The organism is Streptomyces sp. NPDC041713 (assembly GCF_055591085.1).
This window is the reverse complement of record NZ_JBVIZY010000005.1, coordinates 600,961-627,013: the sequence shown is the minus strand read 5'-3', so window position 1 is coordinate 627,013 and position 26,053 is coordinate 600,961. Positions and strand designations below refer to the sequence as shown.

The window sequence follows — 26,053 nt, the reverse complement described above, 5'->3', positions numbered from 1 at the left end:
CAGTTGGTGACCAACTCTGCTTATGTTGTCCCCACTTGGCGGGAGAACTAAAACAACTTTCCATCAACTGCCCAGAGATGGCCGTCAGTTGTATCGTTTGGCCGTGACCCAGGAGAACGTGGCAGTGAACGGCAGCGGAAAACGCTCCCCCCAGGACATCGCCGACACCCTCCGGGACCGCATCCGGGCGGGCGAGCTCAGAGCGGGAGAACGCCTGCCGACCCAGGCCGAGCTGGCCGAGGAGTTCGGCGTCGAGCGCGGAGCGGTCCGGCAGGCCATGAAGAAGCTCCAGAGCGAGGGCCTGCTGTCCAACGTCAGCAAGGGCAGCCCGCCCCGGGTGGCCCAGGCGGGACCCGCGGCGGCGAGCGTGGGACCGCAGCCGTCGATGGTGGCGCTGGGCCCGCGCCTCGCGGACGCGTTCGCGCAGCCGCACGTGACGATCGACGTCGTGTCGTACACCGCGGAGACGCTGATGATCGCGATCGGCGAGCCGGTGCGGCTGATCCACGAGGGACGGCTCCATCCGCAGTCCATCAAGGTCCGCATCCTGCTGCCCAGCAGCAACATCAAGCTGGCGTTCCCCGTGCCGAGGGGGGACGACAGGGACGAGGCGGGCGACGACGAGTCGAACAGGGACCGGCTCCACCGGCGCTGGCTCGCACAGCGCAACGCGCAGGGTCAGGTGCTGCGCCACAACCTCCGCGCCCTGCGCTCCTCGCACGGCATCGACGTCGACGTCACCTTCCGCGCCCTGCCGTTCACCACGCCGGTCAAGCTGTACCTGCTGAACGGCAACGAGGCGCTGTTGGCGTACTACACGCTGACCGCCAACTCCGTGGAGCTGGGCGAGAACGGGAGCGATCCGGAGGTGATGGACATCTGGGACGCGGGCGGCATCAAGGCCCCCGTCTTCTCCTTCGAACGGGCCGGCGCCGGGTCGCGCGACACCCTGTTCGTCGACGAGTCGCAGAAGTGGTTCGACGCCCTCTGGGAAACCATCACGACTGACCTGACACTCTCTTAAATGACCCCCGACACGGTGACTCCGCCCACAGGTGAGAACGAGCGCATACGGCTGATGATCGAGCGCGCCCGCTTCGTGCTGCTCGACTTCGACGGGCCCATCTGCCGGCTCTTCGCCGGCCTCTCCGCCGCGAAGATCGCGGACGAGCAGGTCCGCTGGCTGGCGGCCCAGGGCCTGCACGGTCTGCTCACCGACGACGTGCGCGAGGAGACGGACCCGTTCGCCGTCCTGCGGGCCGTCGCGGACCGGCACCCCAGCAGCGACCTGGTGACGGAGCTGGAGGAGCGGCTCACCCAGCACGAGCTGACCGCGGTCCCGAGCGCCTGGCCCACGCCGTACGCCGACGCGGTCGTCCGCACCTGGACGGCCGTCGGCGTCCGGCTCGCCATCACCACGAACAACTCGGCCCGCACGGCCGAGCGCTACCTCGCCTCCCGCGACCTGACGTCGTCCTTCGCCCCGCACGTCTACGGCCGCACCCACGACCTCCACCTGCTGAAGCCCCACCCGCACTGCCTGACGAGGGCCCTGCACGCGATGGGCGCGGCCCCCTCCGACACGGTGATGGTCGGGGACGCCCCGTCGGACTTCGAGGCGGCCGCGGCGGCGGGCGTCGGCTTTTTGGGCTTCGCACGGAACGAACGCAAGGCGAAGGTGCTGCGGGAGGCGGGGGTGCCGGACGCATATGTGGTCCCGTCATGGGAGAAGGTATTGCGGCTCCTCCGCAGCAAGGGAAGCCCCGCAAAAGCGTAAATCTGTGCACAAAGCGACATCGGGCGGAAGACGACCTTCCATCCGATACCCTCAGCGCTCATGCCGTCACCTCCGCCTCGCACTCCCCACGAGGCGCCGAAGAGCGGTCGCCGCGAGTCGTGGATCCGACGCCTCGCCGACGCGCACCGGGACCACCCCGACCGCCACGTCGTGGCCGGTCACCACAACATCAACCACGTGGTGCCGCTCGGCTGGTCCCTCGCCCTGCTGCTGCGCACGATGCCGTTCCGGGCCCGGGTGAAGTGCCGGATGCCCCGCGACGTGGTGGAGGTCGTGCCCCGCATCTGGCCGAGCGAGACCGAACTGCTCGCGGTGGTGAGCCGGCACCTCGAGGAAGTCCCGCGCTGTCTGCGTGACTTCGGGGACTGGGCGCTGCACTCCTACCGGGCCGGGCGGGCGCTCTCCGAAGTGCAGCCCACCGGGCCCGTCGGGGAGCGGATGCTGCGCTCGTTCGCCGAGTTCTTCGCCCGCGCCGCGTCCGTACCGGCGCAGGAGCTGCCGCCGAGGCCCGCCGGCTGGCCGGAGTCGGGGCAGAGCCGGGAGTTCCTCCACTGGCTGATCGACTACACCGACGGCCGGGTGCACGGGCCCAACCGCTGGCGGTTCGAGGACCTCTTCACCGCTGTGGGGGTCCGCCGGGACGCCATAACGGCGTTCCGCGACGACCCGCGCTGCCAGGGCCTCGCCTCCCGGCCCTTCTGCCTCCTCCACACCGACGTGCACCGCGCCAACGTCGTCGTCGACCGCAAGCAGATCGCCGTCATCGACTGGGAGCTGGCGATGTACGGCGATCCGCTGCACGACCTCGCCACACATCTCGTCCGGATGGAGTACGACAAGGACGAGCATCTGCGGATGCGGGAGCTGTGGACGGCGGCGATGGAACAGGCCGGGCACGGTGCGATGACGCGCGGGATGGAGGATGACCTGCCCGTCTACCTGGACTTCGAGTACGCCCAGTCGGTCTTCCCCGACATCATGCGGGCGGCCCTCGATCTGGCCGAGGCGCCGGAGGAGGCGGACACCCCTGCCTTCGCGGGCGCGGCGGTCCGGGTCTGCCGGGCGCTGCGGCGTGCGGCCGAGCCGTTGCGGCTCGCGGAGGTGCCGGAGGAGGCGCGGGCGGTGCGGGCCCTGCGCGACTGGTACGCGGGGCCGTTCGGCCGGGCCCTGAGCCTGGAGGAACGCCGCGGACCGCTCTCCGCCACGCGACGGGCCCCCGCCCCCCGAGCCGCTTCGGCCGCTCCTGGCGCCCTGGTCGTCGACGAGGTCCGCGAACCGGGCGCGGCCCGCGACGAAACGTACATCCTGGGGGCGCACGAGCCCGGAGCGCACCAGTCCGGGACGCACCAGCCCGCAGCGCACGAGCCCCCAGCTCGCGAACTGAAGCCGGTCGCCGACCTGTTGGAGGCGGCCCCCGACTGCTGTGTGCTCTTCGGCTTCGACGGCCCCCTCTGCCGCCTCTTCCCGGACGGGTCGTCGCGGCGCGTGGCCGACGAGCTCAGGAAGCACGTGCGCGCGAGCGGTTACGAGGACCTCCTCACGCCGCAGGAGGAGCGGACCGCCGACCCGCACGACGTGCTGCGCGCCCTGGGCCGCGTCCGCCCGGGCAGCGAGGTCGTCGCCCGTCTCCAGGAACTCCTGACGGTGGGCGAGGCGCGGGCAGCCCTCACGGCGTCGCACACGCCGGGCGCCGCCGAGCTGGTGCGCGGGCTGCGCAGGCGGCAGGTCCGGATCGCCGTCGTCACCGACAACTCCCCTCGCGCGGTGGCGGCCCACCTCCACCGAAGCGGCCTGTCCGCCGCCTTCGGACCGCACATCTACGGCCGGACGGACAGCCCGAGCGTTCTCAAGCCGCGCCCCGACAGCCTGGAGCGGGCCCTCAGCGCGCTGGGTGCCGAGCCCGCCGACACCCTCATGATCGGGAACACGGCGGCCGATGTGCGTGCGGCACGGAACGCCAAGGTCCTCTTCGTCGGCCAGGCCCACGACGAGCAGGGCGAGCGGGCGTTGCGCGAGGCGGGGGCCGAGGCGGTCGTCTCGTCCCTGGAGCCGCTGCTCGGCCTGCTGGGGGCGGACCCTTTTTGACCGTGTGAGCCGGCCCGGCCGTTCGCGTGCGGCGGTCCGGCAGGCCCCGCGCCGAGGCAGGCCCGTCCGTGCCCTTCCTGATGGGTGGGGCGCGGGGGAACATGTTCTCGCCGTTGTGCCGACCGGCCAACGCGCGGACTTTCAGGGGGGGGTGGGTGATACCGGGCGTTCGTCGTACGGCACGGCAGCGGGCCGCGGAGCGGTGGGCGAACGCGGAAGGGACGGTGACCAAGGCGCTGTTGCTCGGGGTGGCCGTCCTGGGTCTGGTCGCCCAGTTCGTGCCGCCGGTCGGTGACGCGCTGGAGGGCAAGACCTATCTGGGCGGCGCCATCCTCAGCCTCGTCGGGTTCGTGCTGTACAGCGAGGTGCGGAGGCTGAACGACGCGTTGCGGCCCGAGGTGCGGGACGAGGTGCCGTCGACCGATCTGGAACAGTACTTCGATCAGGCCCTGAGGGCCAAGAGGCAGTCACGGGTCGCCGTCGATGCCATCGGCTTCACCGGCGAAACCGTGCTGTACCCGCTCGGCCGCAAGCTGGAGGGACTCGACGCGGGCGCGCGGCGGGTGGTGCGCCTGCGCATCCTCGTCCCCGATTTCACCGCTCCCATGGCGATCCCCGGGATGCTGGACGAGCGCGGGCGGGCCGTCGACGATCCCCGCTTCCGGGGAGAGTTGCTGCGCAAGGTCCGGGAGTACGAGGACGAGTGGCGGGCTCTGGCCCGGAGCCTGCGGCAGAGTGAACAGGCCGAGCTGGACGCGCAGTTCCGCGTGCTGCGCATCACGCCGCTGCTGAAGTTCTGCCTGATCAACGGCGAGGAACTGTTCGACGGCATCTACGACAAGGTCGTGGAGCGCCCGGCCCGGACACCGCCGGAACGGCAGGTCCTCGACCTCATGGGCTACCAGGCGGTCCTCAGGCGCTGGCGTGCCGAGACGGGTGCCGTGGGCCGGGCGAAGGTCGCCGAGCGCCAGGACCTCTTCGACATGCTGTGGCGGGTGGCGTCGCCGTTGGCCGGCGGGCCGGGCTCCTGACGTCGTACTCAGGACGACGTCCGCCGGGCGAACAGGTTGGCGCTCAGCGCCGCCGACATCGTCAGGATTCCCGCGCACCACGCCAGCGCCACCCACGGCGTGTGCCCCACCGGCTGGTTCAGGAGGAGGCCGCGCAGGGAGTCGATGACCGGGGTCACCGGCTGGTGGTCGGAGAAGGCGCGGAGCCAGGGCGGCATCGTCTGCGTGGGGACGAACGCGCTGCTGGGGTAGGGCAGGAAGCTGACGAAGAAGGTGAAGCCGCCCGCCGCCTCGGCGGACCGGGCGAGCAGGCCCACCGTGGCGGAGAGCCAGGACAGGGCGAGGACGTAGGCGACGAGCAGGGCGAGCGCGGCGAGCGCCCCCGCAGGGGTCGCCGTCGGGCGGAACCCGATCGCCAGGGCGAGGCACAGGACCAGGGACGTCGCGACGAGGTTGCGCGCCGTGGAGGCCAGGACGTGGCCCGTCAGGATCGGGACGCCGCCGACGTCCAGGGAGCGGAAGCGGTCGATGATGCCGCCCCGGAGGTCCTCCGTGACGGCGACGGCCGTGTTCGCCGAGCCGAAGCCGGCGCAGAGCAGCAGGACGCCGGGGACGACGTACGTCACGTACGCCGTACCGGTGTTGATCGCGCCGCCGAAGAAGTACACGAAGACCAGCAGGAGCATGACCGGCATCGCGAGCGCCGTGATCAGCGCGTCGGTGTTGCGGCGGCTCAGCCGCAGGGAGCGGCCGGTCAGGGTCAGCGCCAAGGCGGCTGGAGACGTGCGCGGCAGGGTGTCAGCGGTGGGCATGGGCGGGCGCCTCCGTGGGGTGCGGGTGGTCCGTCGTGGGCCGGGTCAGGGCGAGGAAGACGTCGTCGAGGGACGTCGTGCGCAGGGCGAACGTCGCCACGTCCGTGCGGTGCGGGTCGACCGCGTCGAGGAGTTCCCGTACGTGCCGGGCGGTGCCGTCCGTCGGGATGCCGAGGGTGAGCGTCTCGGGGGAGCGGTGGACCGCCCGGCCCGTGAGGCGCAAATAGGCGGAGTGCGTGGTGAGGGTGAGGTCCAGGCGGTGGCCCGCGACGCGCGACTTGAGCGCGGCGGCCGTACCGTCGGCGACGATCCGGCCCTCGTGCAACACCGCGATGTGGTCGGCCAGTTGATCGGCCTCCTCCAGGTACTGGGTGGTGAGGAACACCGTGGTGCCGCGGTCCGTGAGGCCGCGGACGACCTCCCACATCTGGCGGCGGCTGCGCGGGTCGAGGCCCGCCGTCGGCTCGTCCAGGAAGATCACCTCGGGGTCGCCGACGAGGCCCGCCGCCAGGTCGACGCGGCGGCGCATGCCTCCCGAGTACGTGGCGACGAGGCGGTGCGCGGCGTCGGTGAGCCCGAAGGCGGCGAGGAGCTCGGCGGCCCTGGCGCGGGCGGCGTGCCGGGGCAGGCCGGCGAGGCGCGCCATCATCCGCAGGTTCTCCGCACCCGTCTGCTTCTCGTCGACCGCCGCGAACTGGCCGGTGAGGCTGAGCGCGCGCCGCGCCGCGCGGCGATGGGTGCGGATGTCGTGCCCGGCGACGCGTGCGGTGCCCGCGTCGGGTTCGGTGAGCGTGGCGAGGATGCGGACGGTGGTCGTCTTGCCCGCGCCGTTCGGCCCGAGCAGGGCGAAGACCGTGCCCGGCGGCACGCGCAGGTCGATGCCGCGCAGGACGGGGACGGGGACGGGGGCGGGGGCGCGGGTGCGGCCCGCGCCCGCCGCGTACGCCTTGGTGAGGCCGGTCGCCTCGATGGCCGGGGGTGTGGGCGGCATGAGCGGCTCCTCGACTGGTCGCGCTACTGCGTAAGGTATACGCATTACTGCGTAAGGGTTACGCAGAACTACGATGTGCGTCAAGCGTCAGTGGGCGGCGAGTGCGGACGGGACTGACACAGTGAGAGGCGGCTGGCGATGGCGGCGAACGACGGCGGGGGCACGGGGCTGCCCGCCGGCCTGGAGGCGGCCTGGGGGCTGCGGGAGCGCCCGGCGAAGGGGCCGAAGCGCGGACTCAGCGTGGACCGCATCGTCGCCACCGGCATCGCGGTCGCGGACGCCGAGGGGATCGACGCGGTCTCCATGGGGCGCGTCGCGAAGGAGCTCGGCGTCTCGACGATGTCGCTCTACCGGTACGTCGCCGCCAAGGACGAGCTCTACGTCCTGATGCAGGACGCGGCGACGGGCCCGCCGCCCCCGCGGCCCGCCTCCGCGGACGGTTGGCGGGCGGGGCTGGAGTGGTGGGCGCGGGCGCAACGCGCCGTGTTCCGGCGGAACCTGTGGCTGCTGCGCATCCCCATCAGCTCGCCGCCCGCGACACCGAACGGGCTGGCGTGGATGGAGCAGGGCCTGCAGGTCCTCGACGGCTGCGGCCTCGACGAGGGCCGGAAGATCTCCGTGATGATGCTGGTCGGCGGCTACGTGCGCAACGAGGTCTCCCTCATGTCCGGCCTGGACGCCGCGATGCGGGCCGAGGGGCTCACGCCGGACGCGGTCATGCGGCGCTACGAACGCACCGTCGACGCGCTGACCTCGGCCCGCCCCGAGCGCTTCCCCGCGCTGCGGCGGCTGCTCGCCACGGGGGCGCTCGGGGAGGCGGACGCCGAGGACACGGAGTTCGAGTTCGGGCTGGCGCGGGTGCTCGACGGGGTGGCCGTGCTGGTGGGTGGCCCGGGTTCCGGTGGCTGAGGCGGGAGCCGATCAGCGGTACTGGACGGTGTCCCGCGCCCGCGACGTCCCGGAGGGCTCACGCATGGCCCCGGAGGGCTCACGCATAGCGCGGTAGTCCCGCCCGGAGTTGCTCGTACGCCTCGTTCGCGGACCTGAGCGCGTCCGGCGCCGCGTCCTGCGCGCTCTCGCCCGCCGCGATGCGGCGCCACGTCTCCTCGGCGAGGATCCGCTGCACGGCCACGATCTGGCCGGCGGCCAGGCGGGCCTGGAGCGGGGTGCCGCCGTGCGCCTCGGTCAGGGCGGCGGCCAGCGCCTGTTCGGAGCGGTCCTGGTACCCGTACAGGCGGGCGACCAGGGACGGGGTGCCGTAGAGGAGGCGGTGGAAGGCGCGGACGGCGGGCACGTCGCAGAGGCCCGTCACCGGGTCGTGGCGTTCGAGGCCGGCCAGGAAGTTGCGGTGCAGGGCGTCGAGCGCGGCCGTGCCGGCGGGGCGCGCGGCGACCACTCGGGCCGCCTCGTCCTCGTGGTCGGCGAAGCGGTGCAGGACCAGGTCCTCCTTGGACGCGAAGTACCGGAACAGGGTCGGCTTGGAGACCTCGGCCGCCTCCGCCACCTCCGCGACCGACACCTTCTCGAAGCCCCGCTCCAGGAAGAGCGCGATGGCCTTCTCGGAGATCTCCTCGTACCGGCGCTGCTTCTTGCGTTCACGCAGGCCGGCGGGGGCGGGGAGGTCGCCGGGTGTTCCCGGGGTGCCGGCTGTTGCGGGACCTCCGGCCGCTCCGGGCGTTCCGGCCGCTCCAGGCGCCGGGCTCAGTTCGTCGCTCGTCCTGCGGGCGCTGCTCATGCGCACAGCATACCCGCTTCCGAAACCCGGTTACGAATTTAACTCGGTTACATTATTCTCGGCGCATGACCACCCCGACACCCCACGACGCCCACGCCCTCGACCGGGAACGCCACCACCACGACCTCTGCCGCGCCGCCCTCACGGCCATGGTCGAGGGCGCCGAGGAACGCGTCGTCAAAGGCGCGGACGTCTCGGCCTCGGGGGCCGACGCCGAAGTGCTCGGCTACCAGTTCCGCAGCCACGCCAAGGCCATGCGCGAACTCCCCGAGGCACCCCTCTTCTTCGGCCGCCTCGACTTCGCCGACAGCGGTCCCGAGGGCGAACGGGCCGGCGACCACCGCGGCCAGCGCTACCACATCGGGCGGCTCCGGATCACCGAACACCCCGCCGCGCCGCCCCTCGTCGTCGACTGGCGCGCCCCCGTCTCCCGCGCCTTCTACCAGGCCGTCGCCCACGACCCGCAGGGCGTCGCCGTCCGCCGCCGGTTCGGCTGGGCGCCCGGCAGCAAGGGCGACTCCGCCGACCTCACCGGCATGGAGGACGAACTCCTCGGTGCGGCAGCCGGGTTGGCGCCGGACACCGTCGACGCCCCCGCCGGTCGCATCCTCGCCGGTGAGATCGAGCGCCCCCGCGTCGGCCCCATGCGCGACATCGCCGCCACCATCCAGCCCGACCAGGACGATCTCGTACGCGGTGAACTCGCCGCCTCCGTCTGTGTGCAGGGCGCCCCCGGCACCGGCAAGACCGCCGTGGGCCTGCACCGCGCCGCGTACCTCCTCTACACGTACCCCCAGCGCGTGCGGCGTTCCGGCCTCCTCATCCTCGGGCCCAACCGCACCTTCCTGCGCTACATCGCCGAGGTGCTGCCCTCGCTCGGCGAGAGCGGCGTACGGCAGTCCACCGTCCAGGACGAGATCGCGCGGCACCCGGTGCGCGCCGTCGACGACGAGGCCGCCGCCGTCGTCAAGCACGACGTGCGGATGGCCGAGGTGCTGCGCCGCGCGCTGTACGCGCAGGTCGCGCCGCCCGCCGAGGCGCTCGCGGTGGTGGACGGTTCGTACCGGTGGCGGGTGCCGCTCGGTGAGCTGGAGCGGATCATCGCGGACGTACGGGCCGAGGAGCCGCCGTACGCCGTGGGGCGCGAGCGGGTGCGCGGCCGGGCCGTGCGGGCGATCCAGGAGCGGGCCGAGCGCCGGGCCGGGCCGCAGGGCGGCGCCTGGCTGCAGAAGGTGGGGCGGTCCCGGCCGGTCGGCGCCTTCGTCGACGCGGCCTGGCCCAAGGTCCGGTCCGACGAGGTGCTCGCCGCGCTCCTCGGCGACGCGGACGCGCTCGCCGCCGCGGCCGACGGCGTCCTCGACGAGGCGGAACAGCGCGCCCTGCGCTGGGCCCGGCCGCCGCGCTCGTACAAGTCCGCGCGGTGGAGCGCCGCCGACCTGGTGCTGCTCGACGAGATCGAGGGGCTACTCGAACGGCCCGCCGGATACGGGCACATCGTCGTCGACGAGGCGCAGGACCTCTCGCCCATGGAGTGCCGGGCCATCGCCCGCCGCGCCGGCTTCGGCTCGCTGACCGTCCTCGGCGACCTCGCCCAGGCCACCACCCCCTGGGCCGCCCGCAGTTGGCTCGACCTCCTCGCGCACCTGGGCAAGCCGGACGCCGTGGTTACCCCGTTGACCGTCGGGTTCCGGGTGCCGCGCGCCATCGTCGGTCTCACCAACCGCGTGCTGGGGCAGCTCGACGTGGACGTGCCGGCCGCCCAATCCATGCGCGCGGACGGGGAGTTGTCGATCCGGGAGGTGCCGGACGTGGCGGCCGCCGCCGTGGGGGCGGTGCGGGAGGCGCTCGGGCAGGAGGGGTCCATCGGGGTCATCGCGGCCGACGGGGAGGTGGAGCGGCTGCGTACGGTGTTCGGCGCGGCGGGCGTGCCGGTGGCCGGGCCCGACGAACTCGGCGCCCGCGTCGCCCTGTTGCCCGCCTCGGTCGCCAAGGGCCTGGAGTACGACCACGTCGTGGCCGTCGAACCCGCGGCGATCGTGGAGGCGGAACGGCGCGGAATGCACCGGCTGTACGTCGTCCTCACCCGGGCGGTCTCCCGGCTCGACGTGCTGCACAGCAGACCGCTGCCGTGGGAAGCGTAAGACGGGGTCTCTCGGGGTCCCGTCGCCATCTTGGAGCTGGGGGGGTGCTCGTCAGGGCGGCGACCGCCCGCCTGCTCCGCCTGCTCCGATCAGGCGTGAGCGACGTGCCGGGCCCGGCGGACGCGCCGCACCGCGCCCCTCTTCCGGCAAGCTGCCCGGTACAGCTCGCCGCCTACGGTTACGGAGTCCGCCCATGCCCCACCCCGACGCCCCCGGACCTACCGAGCGCCCGGAACCGGAGACGGAGACGGAGGCGGAGCCGGAGACCGTGGCGGCGACATGCGGGCACACCCACCTGTTCCCGGGGGCCCGCTGTCGCCTCCAGGGGCTGTCCGACCCGCAGGCCTTCGCCGCCGCGCCGTGGCCGGTCGGCGTCGACCTGCGGTTCTCCGACGGGGTGATCGTCGACGCGGACCTGCGTGCCGGGGGCGAGACGGACCCCGTACTCACCGTCCCGTCCTACACCACCGGCGCCGGCACCCGGATCGGTGAACGTGCCTGGCTGGTACGGGAGTTCGCACCCGTAGGAGCCGAGGTGGAATTGACGACCGGCAACCACGCGTCACCCTGAAGACCGGCCACCTCTCAGCGTCGGCCGAGCAGCTCCGTGATCCGGGTCGAGCCGTCGGCGCCGTGGCCTTCCCCGATGACGCGGCGGGCCAGGCCCTCGGCGGCGCGCATGACGCTCGCGTCGATGCCGTGGGACTCGGAGGTGTGGATGACGTGGGCCATGGTGGAGGCCGCCGAGGTGATCGGATTGACCTCACCCGAGTACGTGCCGGTGTCCACGTCCACCGCGAACTCCTCGAAGAGCGCCGGCAGGATCGCGCTGATGCCGGCCGCGAACGGCGCGAGCTCCCGCGCGGAGATCCCCTCCGCCTGCGCCACGGCCAGCGCGTGCAGATAGCCGGTCATCGAGGTCCAGAAGACGTCGAGGAGCGCGATGTCGTACGCCGCCGCCCGTCCGATGTCCTCGCCGAGGTGGGTGTGGGTGCCGCCGAGCGCGTGGAGGACGGGGCGGTGCTCCCCGTAGAGCGCGGCGTCGCCGCTGTGGAGGAACACCCCGAGCGGCGTCCCGATGGTCGTGGTCGGCGTCATGATCGCGCCGTCCAGGTAGCGGATGCCGTGCGCGGCGGCCCAGTCGCCGGTGTCCCTGGCCCGGTCGGGGGTGTCGGCGCTGAGGTTCACGAGGGTGCGCCCCTTGAGGGCACGGGTGACGTCGTCGCGGCGCAGCACGGCGTCCGACGCGTCGTAGTTGACGACACAGACGACGGTCAACGGGCTTGCGGAGACGGCCTCTTCGGCGCTGCCCGCGCTCACCGCGCCGAGTTCGACGAGCTCGCCGTCCCGTCCGGACGTCCGGTTCCACACGGTGGTCCGTACCCCTGCGGCGAGGAAGGCGCGGCTGAGGGCACGGCCCATGGGGCCCAGCCCGAGAACGGTGACGGTGGGAGGGGTGGAGGTGGAGGTGGCCGTGCCGGTGGCGGTGGCGGACGGCTGGTGGGTGTGCTGAGGCATGATTCGACTTCCGTATGCGCAGAAAAATGGATGAGTCGCGGCGGAGGGTGCCGTGAAGGGGGAGGGGTACGAAGATGACGCGCAGCCGCGCCCATGACCCGAACGTCTGCGGGGTGACCGCCGCGATCGCCGTGATCGACGGCAAGTGGAAGACCGCGCTGCTCTGGACGCTGGAGACCGGCCCGCGCCGCCCCGGCGAGATGCGCCGCATGCTGCCGGGGCTGACCGAGAAGGTGCTGACCCAGGCGTTGCGTGAAATGGAGGAGGACGGCCTCGTGCTCCGGGAGGTGCACGACGTACGGCCGTTGAAGACCGTCTACTCCCTCACGGAGTTCGGCAGGGACCTCTGTGCGGCGCTGGCCCCGCTGTCCGACTGGGGGCACCGGCGCCTGGACGGAATGGCGGCACGTGTTCCCGCCGAGACCGCTGTGCGACAAGGGTTTTGACGCTCCGTCATGTCCGCCCCTTCTCTTCCCTCCCGTCTGTTGTCGGCGCTGTCCGCCGCTGCCCCATCAGCTTCGCCGCCGGTCGGGCGCCCGCCAAGTACCCACTTAAAAGTGGCCATCCCGCGCCGCCGCGCCCGGCCGGCGGGACATCGTCATCCGACGACGTCGGCGATCACACAGCTGACGTTGTCCGGCCCGCCCAACGCGTTGGCCAGCGCGACGAGTTCCCGTACGGCCTCCTCGGGATCGTCGACCGTGGCGACCACCCGGCGCACCTCCTCGGAGGGGACGACGGCGGACAGGCCGTCGGAGCAGAGCAGGTAGCGGTCTCCGGGGCGGACGTCGTGCAGGCGGACGTCGAGGGCGGTGTCCGAAGCAGCCGTGAGGGCCCGCTGCAGCAGCAGCGGCTGGGGGTGCGAGGACGCCTCCTCCGGGGTGATGCGGCCCTCGTCGAGCAGCGACTGCACCACCGTGTGGTCGTGGGTGATCTGGAAGAACTCGCCCTCGCGCAGGAGACTGGCCCGGGAGTCGCCGATGTGCACGAGCGCGAGCTGCGAGCCGGTCCAGAACATCGCGGTGAGCGTCGTACCGGCGTGGTTCGCGGCAGTCGCTCCTGCGGCGGCGTCGCGCACGGCCTGCCGGGTCGCCTCGATGGATTCCTCCAGGACGTCGAGGAGTTGCTTGGCCTCCAGGGCCTTCAGGGCTTCCGGAGTCTCCAGGCGCTTCAGCGAGTCGACGGCGGCGGCGCTCACCGCTCCGCCCGCGGGGCCGAAGCCGTCGGCGACGGCGAGGAGGCGGGCACCCGCGTACGCGATGTCCTGGTTGCTCTCCCGGACGAGGCCGGTGTCGGACAGCGCGGCGCTGCGGATGCGCAGGGGCTGGGTCGTCGAGGGCAAGGTGGGGTCCTTCCGGGTCAGATGGTCGACGAGGAAGGTGGCGAGGTCCCGCCGGGCGGCGGTCTCGGCCTCGACCTGCGCCCAGTACGCGCGTACCTCCTGGGCGGCGGTCTCCGCCGGGCCCGCACCCGCAGGCCCCGGCCCCGCGCCCGCCGCCGCCTGCGCATCCGCCTCCGCGTCCGCCAGCGCACACACGTGCTGGACGCGGGCGAGCGGCATGCCCAGGCGGCGGAGCCAGCCGACCAGGCGGGCCCGGTCCAACTGGTCCGGGGCGTAACGGCGGTAACCGGTCACCGGATCGACGACAGCCGGGCGCAACAGGCCGAGCTCGTCGTAGAGGCGCAGTGCCTTCGGCGACAGCCGGGACGCCTTCGCGAACGCCCCGATGGTCAGCAGCCTCATGGCCCGCCCCTCCCTCGTACCGGGCACGGCGCCCGGCCCCACCGATGCTGCGGCTTCCCCCAAGGTGAAGGTCAACTACCGGTTCAGCGGTCCGCGTGCGGCTGGACGAAACGGAGCATGTTGCCCGCCGGGTCACGGAAGGCGCAGTCCCGTACGCCGTACGGCTGGTCCACCGGTTCTTGGAGCACCTCGCCGCCCGCGGCGCGGACCCGCTCGAAGGTCGCGTCGCAGTCGGCGGTACGGAAGTTGACGCCGCGGAGCATGCCCTTGGCCATCAGCTCGGCCGCCGCGCGCCGGTCGGCGGCCGGGGCGTGCGGGTCCGCGAGCGGGGGTTCGAGGACGATCTCCACGCCCGGCTGCGCGGGCAGCCCCACCGTCACCCATCGCATCCCTTCAAAACCTACGTCGTTGCGCACCTCGAAGCCGAGCACGTCACGGTAGAAGGCGAGCGCCTTGTCGTGATCGTCGACGGCGATGAAGCACTGCGCGAGTTCGATGTCCATGTCTTCCACGCTAGGCACTCGGGTCGGTCTTCGCTTCTCCGTTCCTGACCGGCCGGGTGCGCAGTTTGGCGACGCAGGCGGGGACGGCGGCGCCGGCGGCGTGGTCGCGGGCCCGGTAGGCGCTCGGGCTCTCCCCGACCAGCTCGGTGAAGCGCGAACTGAACGAGCCGAGCGACGTACAGCCCACCTCGAAACAGACCTCCGTGACGCTGAGGTCACCGCGGCGCAGCAGCGCCTTGGCCCGCTCGATGCGGCGCGTCATGAGATAGCTGTACGGGGTCTCGCCGTACGCGGCACGGAAGCTGCGCGAGAAGTGGCCCGCCGACATGAGGGCGCCGCGGGCCAGCGCGGGGACGTCCAGCGGCTGCGCGTAGTCGCGGTCCATCCGGTCGCGGGCCTGGCGCAACCGGACGAGGTCGGAGAGGGGGACACCGGACATACGGGGCACAGGACCACCGTACCGAGCGGGGGGCGGGGGCGCCCCCGTAGGACGGCGGCGGCAGCACCGTACGGCGGCGGCAGCACCGTACGGCGGGAGCACCCGCCTCCCCCCCCGCCCCCTCACGCCCCGACGTACTTGGCCAGGTGCTCGGCCGTGAGCGTGGAGCGGGCCGCGACCAGGTCGGCGGGCGTGCCCTCGAAGACGACCTTTCCGCCGTCGTGGCCCGCGCCCGGCCCGAGGTCGATGATCCAGTCGGCGTGGGCCATGACCGCCTGGTGGTGCTCGACGACGATGACCGACTTGCCCGCGTCGACGAGCCGGTCGAGGAGGCCGAGCAGCTGTTCGACGTCGGCGAGGTGGAGGCCGGTCGTCGGTTCGTCGAGGACGTAGACGCCGCCCTTGTCGGCCATGTGGGTGGCCAGCTTCAGCCGCTGACGTTCGCCGCCGGAGAGGGTGGTGAGCGGCTGGCCCAGGCTGAGGTAGCCGAGGCCGACGTCCGCGAGGCGCCGCAGGATCCGGTGGGCGGCGGGGGTGTGCGCCTCCGCGCGCGCTTCCGTATCCGTATCCGTATGCGCACCCCCGTGCGCCTCGCCGCCGCCGAAGAACTTCTCCGCCTCGTCCACCGACATCGCGAGGACCTCGCTGATGTCGCGCCCGCCGAGGCGGTACTCGAGCACCGACGCCTGGTAGCGCCTGCCCTCGCAGTCCTCGCACGGGGTGGCCACGCCGGACATCATCGCCAGGTCGGTGTAGATGACGCCGGCGCCGTTGCAGGTCGGGCAGGCGCCCTCGGAGTTGGCGCTGAACAGCGCGGGCTTCACTCCATTCGCCTTCGCGAACGCCTTGCGGATCGGGTCGAGCAGTCCGGTGTACGTCGCGGGGTTGCTGCGCCGCGAGCCGCGGATCGGCGTCTGGTCGACGGTCACCACCTGCTCGCCGGCCGGCATCGACCGGTGCACGAGCGAGCTCTTGCCGGATCCCGCGACGCCGGTCACGACGGTGAGCACCCCGAGCGGAATGTCGACGTCGACCCCGCGCAGGTTGTGCGTGTCCGCGCCGCGGATCTCCAGCGCCCCGGTGGGTTCGCGCACGGTCTCCTTCAGCGCGGCCCGGTCGTCGAAGTGGCGTCCGGTGACGGTGTCGGAGGCGCGGAGCCCCTCGACGGTGCCCTCGAAGCAGACGGTGCCGCCGCCCGTGCCCGCGCCCGGGCCGAGGTCCACCACGTGGTCGGCGATCACGATGGACTCCGGCTTGTGCTCCACGACGAGCACGGTGTTCCCCTTGTCGCGCAGCCGCAGGAGCAGGTCGTTCATCCGCTGGATGTCGTGCGGGTGCAGCCCGATCGTGGGCTCGTCGAAGACGTACGTGACGTCGGTGAGCGAGGAGCCGAGATGCCGGATCATCTTGACGCGCTGCGCCTCGCCGCCGGACAGCGTGCCCGCGGGGCGGTCGAGCGCGAGGTAGCCGAGACCGATCTCCACGAATGAGTCGAGGGTCTGCTGCAGGGCGGTGAGGAGCGGGGCGACCTTGTCGTACGCGGGGTCGTACGCGGGGTCGTGCGCGGGGTCGTGCGCGGGGTCGGGGGCGCCCGAGGGTGTGTCCTGGCGCAACCCCCGTACCCATTCGGCCAGGTCGCGGATCTCCATGGCGCAGAGGTCCGCGATGGACTTCTGCCTGATCTTCGAGGAGCGGGCGCCCTCGCTGAGCCGGGTGCCGTCGCACTCGGGGCAGACGGTGAAGGTGACCGCCCGCTCCACGAACGCCCGGATGTGCGGCTGCAACGACTCCTTGTCCTTGGCGAGGAACGACTTCTGGATCTTGGGGATGAGCCCTTCATAGGTGAGGTTCACGCCGTTGACCTTCACCTTGACCGGCTCCCCGTAGAGGAAGGCCTGCAGCTCCTTCTTCGTGTACGCGCGGATCGGCTTGTCCGGGTCGACGAAGCCGGACTGGGCGTAGACCTGCACGGTCCACTGGCTGTCGGACTTCCAGCCGGGAATGGTGAACGCGCCCTCGGAGAGCGACTTGGAGTCGTCGTAGAGCTGGGTGAGGTCGATGTCGGAGACGCTGCCGCGGCCCTCGCAGCGGGTGCACATGCCGCCGGTGCGCTGGAAGGTCGCCTTCTGGGCCTTGGTCTTGTTGCCGCGCTCGACGGTGATCGCGCCGCTGGCCCGTACGGAGGCGGTGTTGAAGGAGTACGCGCTGGGCGGGCCGATGTGCGGCTCGCCGAGCCGGCTGAAGAGGATGCGGAGCATGGCGTTGGCGTCGGTGGCGGTGCCGACCGTGGAGCGCGGGTCGCCGCCCATCCGCTGCTGGCCGACGGTGATCGCGGTGGTCAGCCCGTCGAGCACGTCGACCTCGGGCCGCGCCTGCGCCGGCATGAACCCCTGCACGAACGCGCTGTACGTCTCGTTGATCAGCCGCTGCGACTCCGCGGCGATGGTGTCGAACACCAGGGAGCTCTTGCCCGATCCTGAGACGCCGGTGAACACCGTGAGCCGACGCTTCGGGATCTCGATGCTGACGTCCTTGAGGTTGTTCTCGCGGGCGCCGTGCACGCGGATGAGGTCGTGCCGGTCGGCGGCGTGCGGGGTAGCCGTCTGCGGCGGGGTGGTCTTCCGGGCCTTGCTCATGGTGGTCTCCGTCCGTCGGGCCCGGACCGCCCGGCGATCCTTGCCTCCGGCGCGTGTCGCGGTGGGGGTCACGCTAGCGGCGGCGCGGGTCGGACGCTTCTCGATTACTGACCGGATCCGGCCGCTCCGCCGCGGGTTCCCAGACCGAGGAGTCGTGGGCGAAGAGGACACGTCGCGGGTCGAAGTCGGCGAGCCGGTCCAGCCAGCGCGGATAGGGAGGGAGCGGTGGTCCGACGCCGTGGAGCGCGGCGTCGCGGGCCAGCTGGGCGGAGGCGAAATCGGAGGCGAAGTCGTGCGCCTGCCCCGCGAGGACGACGCTGCCGTCGCCCCGGCGCAGGACCAGCGACTGATGCCCTGCGGTGTGCCCGGGCGTAGGGACGACCCAGATCCCCGGATGGACTTCGACCTCGCCGCCGACCTCTTCATAGGTGGCACCGGGAAAGTCGATCAGTTCATCGACGGTGTAGTCACCCCGGCGGGCGGCGGCGAGTTCGACGTCCTGGACGAGGATGGGCACGCCGGCGAAGAGGGGATTGCCGCCGCAGTGGTCGAAGTGCAGGTGGCAGTTCACGACCATGGAGATGTCACCGACCCCGACCCCGACCGCAGCCAGCGCATCGCCCAACGCCCGCCGCCGGGGCCGGTAGTGCGCCTCGGTCCCGGCATCCGCCGCGCCGATCCCGGTGTCGAAGAGGAGCAGCCCGGCGTCGTGCCGCACGAGATAGGCGAGGGCGGGTTCGACGCGGGGGTGCGGGCCGCCGACCTCAGAAGCAGGCCGAACAAACCAACCAAGCGCAAGCCGCCGCACCACCATGTCCCTGCCCATGCGGCCATCTTGGGCGGGGGGAGGGGTGACGTACAGGGGGATCTGCCGAGGGCAGAGGGGGCGGGCGGCGGAGACGGGACACCGGGCACCGGACGCCGGACTGGTCACGATGCGATGGGCTTGTGGGCGGCGTCGGGAGCGGCGCGATGGCCTACTTCGGCTGGGGTCCTTCACGCACCGCGGCGGCGGCCAACGCCACCAAGTTGTCGCTCCAGCAGTCGCTCTCTTTCGTCGCGACTTCGAGACCGCAGCCGGAACAGACGAGGTTGGGGCCGTCCTGGCCCGCGAGGCCGCAGCAACCATTGAGGCGGCGAGCATCGGAGTGGAGCACCGCCCCCGGAACGTCATCAGGGTGAAGGATCAGAAGGGAACCGTCGAAGTTGACCTTGAAGGTTCCCTGAGCCATCCGCGGTGAAGCGATCTCGTGACCAGGCGGGCGCTCAGGGCCTCTCAACGGTTCCCCGGCTCCACCGCGCCAGTCAGCGGCTGCTGACAGTTCCTGCAGCGAAAGACAAGCACACGACCATTCTGCCTGGGTGATGTCATGGGCATGCTCCAACACCGTGTTCATTCACCACCAGCTTGGCATCCTGACGGACGAAGGGCCGGCCGCAGCCGTCTCATCCAATCCAGTCCCCGCAGGTCTACGCGATCCGGCCCGACTAACTTCGCTGCGACAGGTCAGCCGCCGTTGGCGGCTCGCCTTCCGAGATCACCGGTCCCCTGTCCTCTGCCAACGAACTTGGACGGCTTGTCACTGAAGTCGGACCGGCGGAGACCGCCTGTGCGGGGGCGGAGGGCTGCAGGGCCAGGCTTCGCGCCTTGAGTGCCGGCTGGGTGTCACCAGTCGACGTGCGCCTCGATCCAGCGGACCAGTCCCGCCATGTCGCCCTTGGGGGGCAGTTCGGGGGCCTGACTGAGGGGGGAAGCAGCGAGTTGCAGATGGGTGAGGTAGCCGTAGGGGCCGTTGTCTGCGTGTGGCCCCACGATCACGGCCTGCGTGGCGGTGCGCCAGATCCGGTGAAGCATCGGCGGGCCCGTCACCACGGCCGCGTCGCTGGTGACCGTCCGCTCCGGAGCGGCGCCGAGATGGGCGGTGACGGCGTCCGCGGCTTGGTCGAGTATCTCGGCGCACGCCTCTACCGTGGACGGGCGGTGGACCGTCCAGCCCGGGGCCCTGCCCCAGTCGTCCACGAGTTCGCCCAGCCAGGGCATGTTGTCGAGGTCGTCGTCGTGCGGGTCGACGGGATACAGCTGCCCGAACACCAGGAAACGTCGCGCTGTCGGGTCCCCGAAAGGGGTGTCGCCCTCGGTGCACAACGGATGCCCGTAGCCCGTGCGGTAGGAGTCCGTCAGGCATGCGTGTTCCCAACTCCAGCCCCGAGCGCGCAGAACGGCGTCGAGCGCGTCGAAGCCATCCGCAGCCGTCGGTTGCTGCGGCAGGGTGAGGAACTCTGCCACGGCGGCCGGGGTCAGGGGGCAGTGGGCCAGTGCGTGCACATGGGTGGGCATGGGGGTCAGGTTAAGGCGTGTCTGTGGGCTCGTGGCGACGATCGCGAGGCGCCGACAGAGGGAAGCGCTCGCAGTCGATTGCACCGGGGTTCGAAGCCATCGCGCAGGCCGTCGTCGACGCCCTGCGAGAGCTGCCCACGATGGGCGTTTCCGAAGAGGACATCGAAGACGCGGCCGCGGTTGGAGCAGAGGTACTGAACGAGGTCGTGCAAGCGGAGCCTGACCGAGGGAAGATCCGCCGCGCGGTGGCTTCCCTGAGGGGATACCTCGCGCCCATTGCTACAGGTGCCGTGACCGCAGGTGTTGCTGCTGGCTCTGAGGAGACGGCTCGGGCCGTCATCGAGCGCCTTAGCACCGCCTTCTGAAGGTGGGGCACGCAGTCAGAACCTCTGGGACTCGATCACTTCGCTGATCAGTTCCAGAGGAAACTGCCATCTGTACTGGGAACGGACAGCACTGGTGACAACAACCGCTGGAAGGTGACATCTATCGCGGGAAGTCACACGGACGCGGGACAGTGGCGTGGCGCACTTTTGCAAGCGGGTGCTTGCAAAAGTTAGCAAGGGTGCTGCACCATCGACGGCATGGCATCGCTCAACGTCGGCAATCTCGGTGAGTACCTGCGCGAGCAGCGGCGCAACGCGCAGCTGTCGTTGCGGCAGCTCGCCGACGCCGCCGGGGTGTCCAATCCGTATCTGAGCCAGATCGAGCGCGGCCTGCGCAAGCCGAGCGCCGACGTCCTGCAGCAGGTCGCCAAGGCGCTGCGGATCTCCGCGGAGACGCTGTACGTGCGGGCCGGGATCCTCGACGAGAAGGAGCGGGACGAGCTGGAGACGCGCGCCGTCATCCTCGCCGACCCGTCCATCAACGAGCGCCAGAAGCAGGTGCTCCTCCAGATCTACGAGTCGTTCCGCAAGGAGAACGGCTTCGAGACCTCGTCGTACGTGGAGGATCGGGACGACCGCGATCGGGATGATCGGGATGATCAGGACGGCGCCGGCGGCGTCATCCGCGGAGTCGACGGGAGCGCGTGATGCCCGTCCATGCGACGCATGGAACTCGAAGCACGGAACTCGAAGCACAGAGCTCAACGCACCAAGTACCGAGCCACAACCGCAACATCACCCTCAAGTGACAAGCTGACGCGAATCCGGGAGGACCATCGTCATGGCCATCACCGATGACCTGCGCAAGACCCTCAGCAACCCCACGCCCGCCTACTTCGTCGCCGGTTCCGCGGACCTCGCGTTCCAGCAGGCGAAGAAGGTGCCCGGCATCGTCGAGCAGCTGATCGCCGAGGCGCCGTCCCGATTCGAGGCGGTGCGCAACACCGACCCCAAGGCCGTGCAGGACAAGGCCGCCACCCGCGCCAAGGAGGCGCAGGAGACCCTGCAGGCCAGGGTCACCGAGGTGCTCGGCTCGCTCGACACCGACCTGAAGAAGCTCGGTGAGACCGCCCAGGACCTCGCGCTGCGCGGTGTCGGCGTGGCCGCTGAGTTCGCGGTCAAGGCGCGCGAGAAGTACGACGAGGTCGCCGAGCACGGCGAGCAGGCCGTGAAGGCCTGGCGCGGCGAGGCCGCCGACGAGATCCTCGACCTGGCCGAGACGGTCGAGCCGGACGCCGAGCCCGTCGAGCCGGAGACCGGCAAGACGGCGGGGGCCTCCGAGACCTCCGAGACCTCCGAGACCTCCACGGTCACCCCCGTCACCCCCGTGACCCCGGCCCCCCGTCAGCCGTCCGCGGCCGCCGCCGCCCCGGCGAAGAAGCCCGCCGCGAAGAAGACCGCGGGCACACCCCGCAAGACGACCGCGAAGAAGACCACGCCGCCCGCCAAGTAAGCGGAGAGGACCCGGTCGCGCGTACGGCGCGTGTACGGGGCGGGAGCGGGGCGGGCACTACCCGAGTGCCCGTTCCGTTGACCGGGTAGCGGGTACCGTGGCCGCGTAATGATGAGCCGAGACTGGTGGTGGACGTTGTGCTGATGCAAGGGTTCGCGAACTTCATGTGGCTGCTGTCGCTGGCCCTGATCGTCTTCAGCGGATTCGCGCTCATCGACGCCGCCGTCCGGCGCGAGGACGCCTACCGTGCGGCGGACAAGAAGACCAAGCCGTTCTGGCTGATCATCCTCGGCCTCGCCTTCGTAGTGAATCTGATCTTCCCGATCCTGTCGTTCCTGCCGATCATCGGGCTCGTCGCCACCATCGTGTACATGGTGGACGCGCGCCCCGCGATCCAGCAGATCACCGGCGGCCGGGGCGGCCGCCGCGGCGGCTCCAGCAGCGACGGCCCGTACGGGCCGTACAACGGCGGCCGCTGACCCGTACCGGGGTCCATGGTCCACCCGTAAGCCCGCCGGGTGGCCTCACCGGCCGCCCGGCGTCCGGTCCAGGAGCAGGACCGCCACGTCGTCCGTCAGATCCCCGCCGTTGAGGTCGCGCGCCTCGTTCACGGCGGCTTCGAGCAGTTCGTCGCCCTGCATCCCGGCGGCGATCTGGCGGCGGACCATCTCCACCATGCCTTCCTGCCCCAGCCGCTGGTTGCCCTGGCCGATCCGGCCCTCGATCAGGCCGTCGGTGTAGAGCATCAGGCTCCACGTGCCGCCCAGCTCCACCTGGCGGCGCGGCCAGCGGGCGCGCGGCAGCAGTCCGAGCGCCGGGCCGCCGTCCTCGTACGGAAGCAGCTCGGCGAGCCGGCCCTCGCGCGCGATCAGCGGCGACGGGTGCCCGGCGAGACAGAGTCCGGCCCGGCGGCCGTCGGGGGCTATGTCGACCGTGCAGAGCGTCGCGAAGATCTCCTCGTCCGCGCGCTCGTGCTCCAGGACCTTCTGCAGCGTGGAGAGCAGTTCGTCGCCACACAGGCCCGCGAAGGTCAGCGCACGCCAGGCGATCCGCAGCTCCACGCCGAGCGCGGCCTCGTCGGGGCCGTGCCCGCAGACGTCGCCGATCATGACGTGCACGGAACCGTCGGGCGTGCGCACGGTGTCGTAGAAGTCGCCGCCGAGCAGCGCGCGGGAGCGGCCGGGCCGGTACCGCGCGGCGAACCGCAGCGGGGAGCCGTCCAGGAGCGGCGTGGGCAGCAGGCCGCGCTCCAGGCGGGCGTTCTCCTGCGCCCGCAGGCGGGACTCGGAGAGCTGGCGCTGGGCGACGTCGGCGCGCTTGCGCTCCACCGCGTACCGGATGGCGCGGCTCAGCAGCCGGCCGTCCAGCTCCTCCCGGAAGAGGTAGTCCTGGGCGCCGACGCGCACGGCCTCGGCGCCTGCCTCGGAGTCGTCGTTAGCGGTGAGGGCGAGGACGGCGTGCCGGGGCGCGAGGCGCAGCACGTGCCTGAGCGCCGTGAGCTCGTCCTCGTCCGCCTCCGCGGCGCCCGGCCCGGCCAGGGCCAGGTCGAGCAGGATGCAGTGCACGTCGTCCGTGAGCAGCCGCTCGGCCTCGGTGAGGTTGCGGGCGGTGCGGATGCGGATGGGCTTGCCCGCGGAGTCGAGGAGCGCGGGGAGGCTCAGCGAGCCCGTGGGGTCGTCCTCGATCACCAGCAGGGTGAGCGCCCCGGAGTTGCCGCCGACGCCGGCACCCGTGCCGGTGCCGGTGCTCGGCCCGGTGCCAGTGCCGGTGCTCGTGCCGCCGCTGCCGTCGCTGTTCTTTTGGGTGTGGCCGTTGTCGGTGCTGCCGGTGGATCCGGTCGTGCCGGTGGATCCAATGGATCCGGTGGAGGCCGCCGTGTCGAACGGGGGCGCCGCATGAGCCTGACCGCCTTCCGCGGCCGGGATCGCTCTCTGCCTCGGTATGGGTACGGGCATCGTTTGGTCCTTCCCTCCCCCCGAGGGCATGGTGCCGCGCAGGTCGACGCAGCACCGACGGGGACCATAGCGGTAGCCGCGCCTCCATTGGAATGCCGCGCGGCAAACGGCCACCGTCATATGCCGCATCCAGGAACGCAATTGGGCACGGCAGGTCCCTGCGGGGGATGACGAACGTCACGCCGTGAGGGTTGGGCGCGGCGCCCCGGCGTGCACTGGGTCACACCCTTATGTCCGTAGGGTGCGGCCCCCATCGCAACCGCTACTTGTCCGGCCGTACGACCCCGAGGATCTGCATCGACCCCGCCCCCGTGATCGTCACGTCCCGGCCCGGCCGGGGCGCGTGCACGATCGCGCCGTCGCCCAGGTACATCCCGACGTGGCTGGCGTCCGAGTGGTAGATGATCAGGTCACCGGGGCGCATGTTCTTGACGTCGACGTGCGGCAGCTGCTTCCACTGCTCCTGCGAGGTCCGCGGGATGCCCCGGCCCGCCGCCGACCAGGCCTTCGAGGTGAGCCCCGAGCAGTCGTACGACCCCGGGCCCTCGGCGCCCCACACGTACGGCTTGCCGATCTGGGCGGTGGCGAACGCGATGGCCTTCCTGCCCTGGGCCGACGCCTTGCCGTCGATGTCCTTCAGGACGCCCGAACTCACCCACGCCGACTGCTTCTTGAGGGCGGCGGCCTCCTCCATCTTCCGCAGCCGCTCCCGCTCCTTCTTCTCCAGCGTCGACTCGAGCTTCTCGGCGGCCGCGATCTTCTTCTTGATCCGCTTCTTCGACGCGGCCTTCGCCTTGCGGTTGGCCTCGAGCTTCTTCCAGCGGGCGGTGGCGTCCTTGGCGTAGATCCGCAGGTCCTCCTGCGTGCGCTCCAGTTCGGTGAGCATGCCCTTGGTGGCCTTCTGGCCCTGCCGCATGCGTCCCGCGCCGTCGAGGAACTGGCCCGGGCTGTCGCTCAGCATCAGTTGGGCCTCGTCCGGCATGCCGCCGCCGCGGTACTGGGCGCGGGCCGCCGCGCCCGCGCGGGCCTGCAGTCTCTTGAGCTTCGCCTGGCCGTCGGCGATGTCCTTGGCCAGCTTCACGATCTGCTCGGACTGCTTGTCGGCCTTCTCCTCCGCGGCGTTGTACGCATCCGTGGCCACGCCCGCGTCGTGGTAGAGCTCGTCGATGTCCTTGCGGACCTGCTCCAGCGACTTGTCCGATCTGGGGGCCGGGTCCGTGGGCCGTGGAGGGGCCGGGCTCGCGTACGCCGCTCCTGGTGCGGTCACCACCACAGCCGCGCAGATCAGCGCCACAGTCGCCGCCGCCGAGTATCGCTTGCCGGTCACGTCCTGCCACCCCCAAAGCTGATTTACCGTCAGTAACTTACGGTCGCCAACGGGATGGTGCCACGCCGACGCCCGATCCGACAGAGCCCGGCGGCAACTCCGATCCCCCCACTCGCCCCATGTGACGTGCGACACGCGGAGATCGTTCCCCGCCGGCTCCCCACACCGGACCATCTCCGGGTGACGTCCGGGTGTCCCCGGAGCGACCTCGGGGTTCACCCCAACGGAGGCAGCCAGGGTTCCTCCCGATGGAGGCAACCGGGGGTTCACCTCGGCGGAGGCGTCCGGGACTCACCCCGCTCGAGGCGCCAACGCCCCCCACCCCACCGTCACTTCCCCCTGCCGCCACCGCGAAGTCCCGTCGAGCACCGGCCAGTCTGCGGTCAGGTCGCGCACCGCCCTGATCCACCGCTGCCGGGCACCGTACGAGGCGTACGGCGCCGCGGCCGCCCAGGCCCGGTCGAAGTCCCGCAGGAACGCGTGCACCGGCTCGCCCGGCACGTTCCGGTGGATCAGCGCCTTCGGCAGCCGCTCGGCGAGGTCGGAGGGCCGCTCCAGGGAGCCGAGCCGCGCCGCGAACGTCACCGTGCGCGGCCCCTCGGGCCCGAGCGCCACCCACACGTGCCGCCGCCCGATCTCGTCGCAGGTGCCCTCGACGAGCAGCCCGCCGGGGGCGAGGCGGGCGCACAGCCGCCGCCAGACGTCGGCGACCTGCTCCTCGTCGTACTGCCGCAGGACGTTCGCGGCCCGGATCAGGACGGGGCCCGCGCCGGGAGGTCCCGGCAGCGGCACCTCGAAGCCGCCGTGCCGGAAGGTGAGGCCCTCGCGTGCGTACGGGGCGGCCGCCGCGACCCGCGCCGGATCGATCTCGATGCCGACCACGCGCGCGTGCGGCGCGACGGAGCGCAGCCGCAGCAGCAGCTCGACGGCGGTCCAGGGGGAGGCGCCGTAGCCGAGGTCGACGGCGACGGGGTCGGGGGAGCGGCGCAGCGCGGCGCCGTGGACGGCGGCGATCCAGCGGTCCATGCGGCGCAGCCGGTTCGGGTTCGTGGTCCCGCGCGTCACCGTTCCCACGGGGCGGGAAGGGGTGCGTGGGGCCATGGGAGAAGGGTATGCGGGGGCGACCGGTTGAGAGCTCCACGTAATGCTTTGGCAAAATAGGACACGCGGTGCGCGGGGTGG

The 26,053-nt window shown here is 71.9% G+C and carries 26 protein-coding genes; 12 read left to right on the top strand and 14 right to left on the bottom strand.

Features of this window, described 5'->3' with window-relative positions; genetic code table 11:
* The first annotated feature begins 97 nt into the window (after nucleotides 1–97).
* The 4 genes from ACZ6CV_RS19270 (at nucleotide 98) to ACZ6CV_RS19255 (ending at nucleotide 4,914) form a co-directional block, all read left to right on the top strand.
* Nucleotides 98–1,024 carry a winged helix-turn-helix domain-containing protein gene (locus ACZ6CV_RS19270; protein WP_469251955.1) on the top strand — a complete coding sequence of 309 codons (927 nt, stop codon included), beginning with the start codon at nucleotides 98–100 and terminating at the stop codon, nucleotides 1,022–1,024.
* Complete coding sequence (locus ACZ6CV_RS19265) at nucleotides 1,025–1,777, top strand: HAD family hydrolase (protein ID WP_469251954.1); 753 nt, start codon at nucleotides 1,025–1,027, stop codon at nucleotides 1,775–1,777.
* A gap of 60 nt (nucleotides 1,778–1,837) precedes the next feature.
* Nucleotides 1,838–3,883: an HAD family hydrolase gene (locus ACZ6CV_RS19260; protein WP_469251953.1), complete on the top strand. Its 2,046-nt coding sequence runs from the start codon at nucleotides 1,838–1,840 to the stop codon at nucleotides 3,881–3,883.
* A 224-nt stretch (nucleotides 3,884–4,107) separates the two neighbouring features.
* Entirely contained in the window at nucleotides 4,108–4,914 is an 807-nt protein-coding gene (locus tag ACZ6CV_RS19255; RefSeq protein ID WP_469251952.1) for a hypothetical protein, read from the top strand.
* Between the two features lie 8 nt (nucleotides 4,915–4,922).
* On the opposite strand, the gene ACZ6CV_RS19250 is transcribed toward ACZ6CV_RS19255, so the two are convergent.
* The gene (locus ACZ6CV_RS19250) at nucleotides 4,923–5,705 is read right to left on the bottom strand and encodes an ABC transporter permease (protein ID WP_469251951.1); all 783 of its coding nucleotides are present in this window, start codon (nucleotides 5,703–5,705) and stop codon (nucleotides 4,923–4,925) included.
* Nucleotides 5,692–6,696, bottom strand: coding sequence for an ABC transporter ATP-binding protein (locus ACZ6CV_RS19245; protein WP_469251950.1), 1,005 nt, complete (start codon nucleotides 6,694–6,696; stop codon nucleotides 5,692–5,694). Before ACZ6CV_RS19245 ends, ACZ6CV_RS19250 begins: the two co-directional genes overlap by 14 nt.
* 138 nt (nucleotides 6,697–6,834) lie before the next feature.
* Here ACZ6CV_RS19245 and ACZ6CV_RS19240 point away from each other — a divergent pair, with 138 nt between their 5' ends.
* Complete coding sequence (locus tag ACZ6CV_RS19240; RefSeq protein ID WP_469251949.1) at nucleotides 6,835–7,605, top strand: TetR/AcrR family transcriptional regulator; 771 nt, start codon at nucleotides 6,835–6,837, stop codon at nucleotides 7,603–7,605.
* Nucleotides 7,606–7,684: 79 nt separating this feature from the next.
* Here the strand turns inward: ACZ6CV_RS19240 and ACZ6CV_RS19235 are convergent, their stop codons facing one another.
* A complete protein-coding gene (locus ACZ6CV_RS19235) occupies nucleotides 7,685–8,431 on the bottom strand; it encodes a TetR/AcrR family transcriptional regulator (RefSeq protein WP_469251948.1) in 747 nt (248 codons plus the stop codon).
* 65 nt (nucleotides 8,432–8,496) lie between these two features.
* Here ACZ6CV_RS19235 and ACZ6CV_RS19230 point away from each other — a divergent pair, with 65 nt between their 5' ends.
* Both ACZ6CV_RS19230 and ACZ6CV_RS19225 read left to right on the top strand, forming a co-directional pair.
* A complete protein-coding gene (locus tag ACZ6CV_RS19230) occupies nucleotides 8,497–10,572 on the top strand; it encodes a HelD family protein (protein WP_469251947.1) in 2,076 nt (691 codons plus the stop codon).
* A 193-nt stretch (nucleotides 10,573–10,765) separates the two neighbouring features.
* Nucleotides 10,766–11,143 (top strand): hypothetical protein, encoded by a 378-nt coding sequence (locus tag ACZ6CV_RS19225; protein WP_469251946.1) that lies wholly within the window; start codon nucleotides 10,766–10,768, stop codon nucleotides 11,141–11,143.
* 14 nt (nucleotides 11,144–11,157) lie between these two features.
* Here ACZ6CV_RS19225 and ACZ6CV_RS19220 read toward each other — a convergent pair whose 3' ends face one another.
* On the bottom strand, nucleotides 11,158–12,090 hold the full coding sequence (locus ACZ6CV_RS19220) for an NAD(P)-dependent oxidoreductase (protein ID WP_469251945.1): 933 nt from the start codon (nucleotides 12,088–12,090) through the stop codon (nucleotides 11,158–11,160).
* Between the two features lie 74 nt (nucleotides 12,091–12,164).
* On the opposite strand from ACZ6CV_RS19220, the gene ACZ6CV_RS19215 reads away from it, so the two are divergent.
* Nucleotides 12,165–12,536, top strand: coding sequence for a winged helix-turn-helix transcriptional regulator (locus ACZ6CV_RS19215; RefSeq protein ID WP_469251944.1), 372 nt, complete (start codon nucleotides 12,165–12,167; stop codon nucleotides 12,534–12,536).
* A 152-nt stretch (nucleotides 12,537–12,688) separates the two neighbouring features.
* On the opposite strand, the gene ACZ6CV_RS19210 is transcribed toward ACZ6CV_RS19215, so the two are convergent.
* The 7 genes from ACZ6CV_RS19210 to ACZ6CV_RS19180 form a co-directional block, all read right to left on the bottom strand.
* Complete coding sequence (locus ACZ6CV_RS19210) at nucleotides 12,689–13,834, bottom strand: MerR family transcriptional regulator (RefSeq protein WP_469251942.1); 1,146 nt, start codon at nucleotides 13,832–13,834, stop codon at nucleotides 12,689–12,691.
* A gap of 83 nt (nucleotides 13,835–13,917) precedes the next feature.
* Nucleotides 13,918–14,337 (bottom strand): VOC family protein, encoded by a 420-nt coding sequence (locus tag ACZ6CV_RS19205; RefSeq protein ID WP_469251941.1) that lies wholly within the window; start codon nucleotides 14,335–14,337, stop codon nucleotides 13,918–13,920.
* Nucleotides 14,338–14,347: 10 nt separating this feature from the next.
* Nucleotides 14,348–14,776, bottom strand: coding sequence for a helix-turn-helix transcriptional regulator (locus ACZ6CV_RS19200; RefSeq protein ID WP_355819253.1), 429 nt, complete (start codon nucleotides 14,774–14,776; stop codon nucleotides 14,348–14,350).
* Nucleotides 14,777–14,898: 122 nt separating this feature from the next.
* On the bottom strand, nucleotides 14,899–17,412 hold the full coding sequence (locus ACZ6CV_RS19195) for an ATP-binding cassette domain-containing protein (RefSeq protein WP_469251940.1): 2,514 nt from the start codon (nucleotides 17,410–17,412) through the stop codon (nucleotides 14,899–14,901).
* Nucleotides 17,413–17,485: 73 nt separating this feature from the next.
* Entirely contained in the window at nucleotides 17,486–18,238 is a 753-nt protein-coding gene (locus tag ACZ6CV_RS19190) for an N-acyl homoserine lactonase family protein (RefSeq protein ID WP_469251939.1), read from the bottom strand.
* Nucleotides 18,239–18,389: 151 nt separating this feature from the next.
* Nucleotides 18,390–18,809 (bottom strand): hypothetical protein, encoded by a 420-nt coding sequence (locus ACZ6CV_RS19185; RefSeq protein ID WP_469251938.1) that lies wholly within the window; start codon nucleotides 18,807–18,809, stop codon nucleotides 18,390–18,392.
* 269 nt (nucleotides 18,810–19,078) lie between these two features.
* Complete coding sequence (locus ACZ6CV_RS19180; RefSeq protein ID WP_469251937.1) at nucleotides 19,079–19,750, bottom strand: hypothetical protein; 672 nt, start codon at nucleotides 19,748–19,750, stop codon at nucleotides 19,079–19,081.
* Between the two features lie 17 nt (nucleotides 19,751–19,767).
* Between ACZ6CV_RS19180 and ACZ6CV_RS19175 the strand changes: the two genes are divergently transcribed.
* The 4 genes from ACZ6CV_RS19175 to ACZ6CV_RS19160 all read left to right on the top strand — a co-directional run bounded on the left by ACZ6CV_RS19175 (nucleotide 19,768) and on the right by ACZ6CV_RS19160 (nucleotide 22,068).
* Nucleotides 19,768–20,115 carry a hypothetical protein gene (locus tag ACZ6CV_RS19175; RefSeq protein WP_469251936.1) on the top strand — a complete coding sequence of 116 codons (348 nt, stop codon included), beginning with the start codon at nucleotides 19,768–19,770 and terminating at the stop codon, nucleotides 20,113–20,115.
* A gap of 219 nt (nucleotides 20,116–20,334) precedes the next feature.
* The gene (locus ACZ6CV_RS19170; protein ID WP_469251935.1) at nucleotides 20,335–20,784 is read left to right on the top strand and encodes a helix-turn-helix domain-containing protein; all 450 of its coding nucleotides are present in this window, start codon (nucleotides 20,335–20,337) and stop codon (nucleotides 20,782–20,784) included.
* 133 nt (nucleotides 20,785–20,917) lie between these two features.
* Nucleotides 20,918–21,589: a hypothetical protein gene (locus tag ACZ6CV_RS19165; protein WP_469251934.1), complete on the top strand. Its 672-nt coding sequence runs from the start codon at nucleotides 20,918–20,920 to the stop codon at nucleotides 21,587–21,589.
* 125 nt (nucleotides 21,590–21,714) lie between these two features.
* Complete coding sequence (locus ACZ6CV_RS19160) at nucleotides 21,715–22,068, top strand: DUF2516 family protein (protein ID WP_469251933.1); 354 nt, start codon at nucleotides 21,715–21,717, stop codon at nucleotides 22,066–22,068.
* A gap of 45 nt (nucleotides 22,069–22,113) precedes the next feature.
* On the opposite strand, the gene ACZ6CV_RS19155 is transcribed toward ACZ6CV_RS19160, so the two are convergent.
* From ACZ6CV_RS19155 to ACZ6CV_RS19145, 3 genes are all read right to left on the bottom strand, one after another.
* Nucleotides 22,114–23,544, bottom strand: a complete 1,431-nt coding sequence (locus ACZ6CV_RS19155) for a PP2C family protein-serine/threonine phosphatase (RefSeq protein WP_469251932.1) — start codon at nucleotides 23,542–23,544, stop codon at nucleotides 22,114–22,116.
* Between the two features lie 262 nt (nucleotides 23,545–23,806).
* Nucleotides 23,807–24,871, bottom strand: a complete 1,065-nt coding sequence (locus tag ACZ6CV_RS19150) for a C40 family peptidase (protein WP_469251931.1) — start codon at nucleotides 24,869–24,871, stop codon at nucleotides 23,807–23,809.
* Nucleotides 24,872–25,162: 291 nt separating this feature from the next.
* Entirely contained in the window at nucleotides 25,163–25,972 is an 810-nt protein-coding gene (locus ACZ6CV_RS19145) for a class I SAM-dependent methyltransferase (protein WP_469251930.1), read from the bottom strand.
* Between the last annotated feature and the right edge of the window lie 81 nt (nucleotides 25,973–26,053).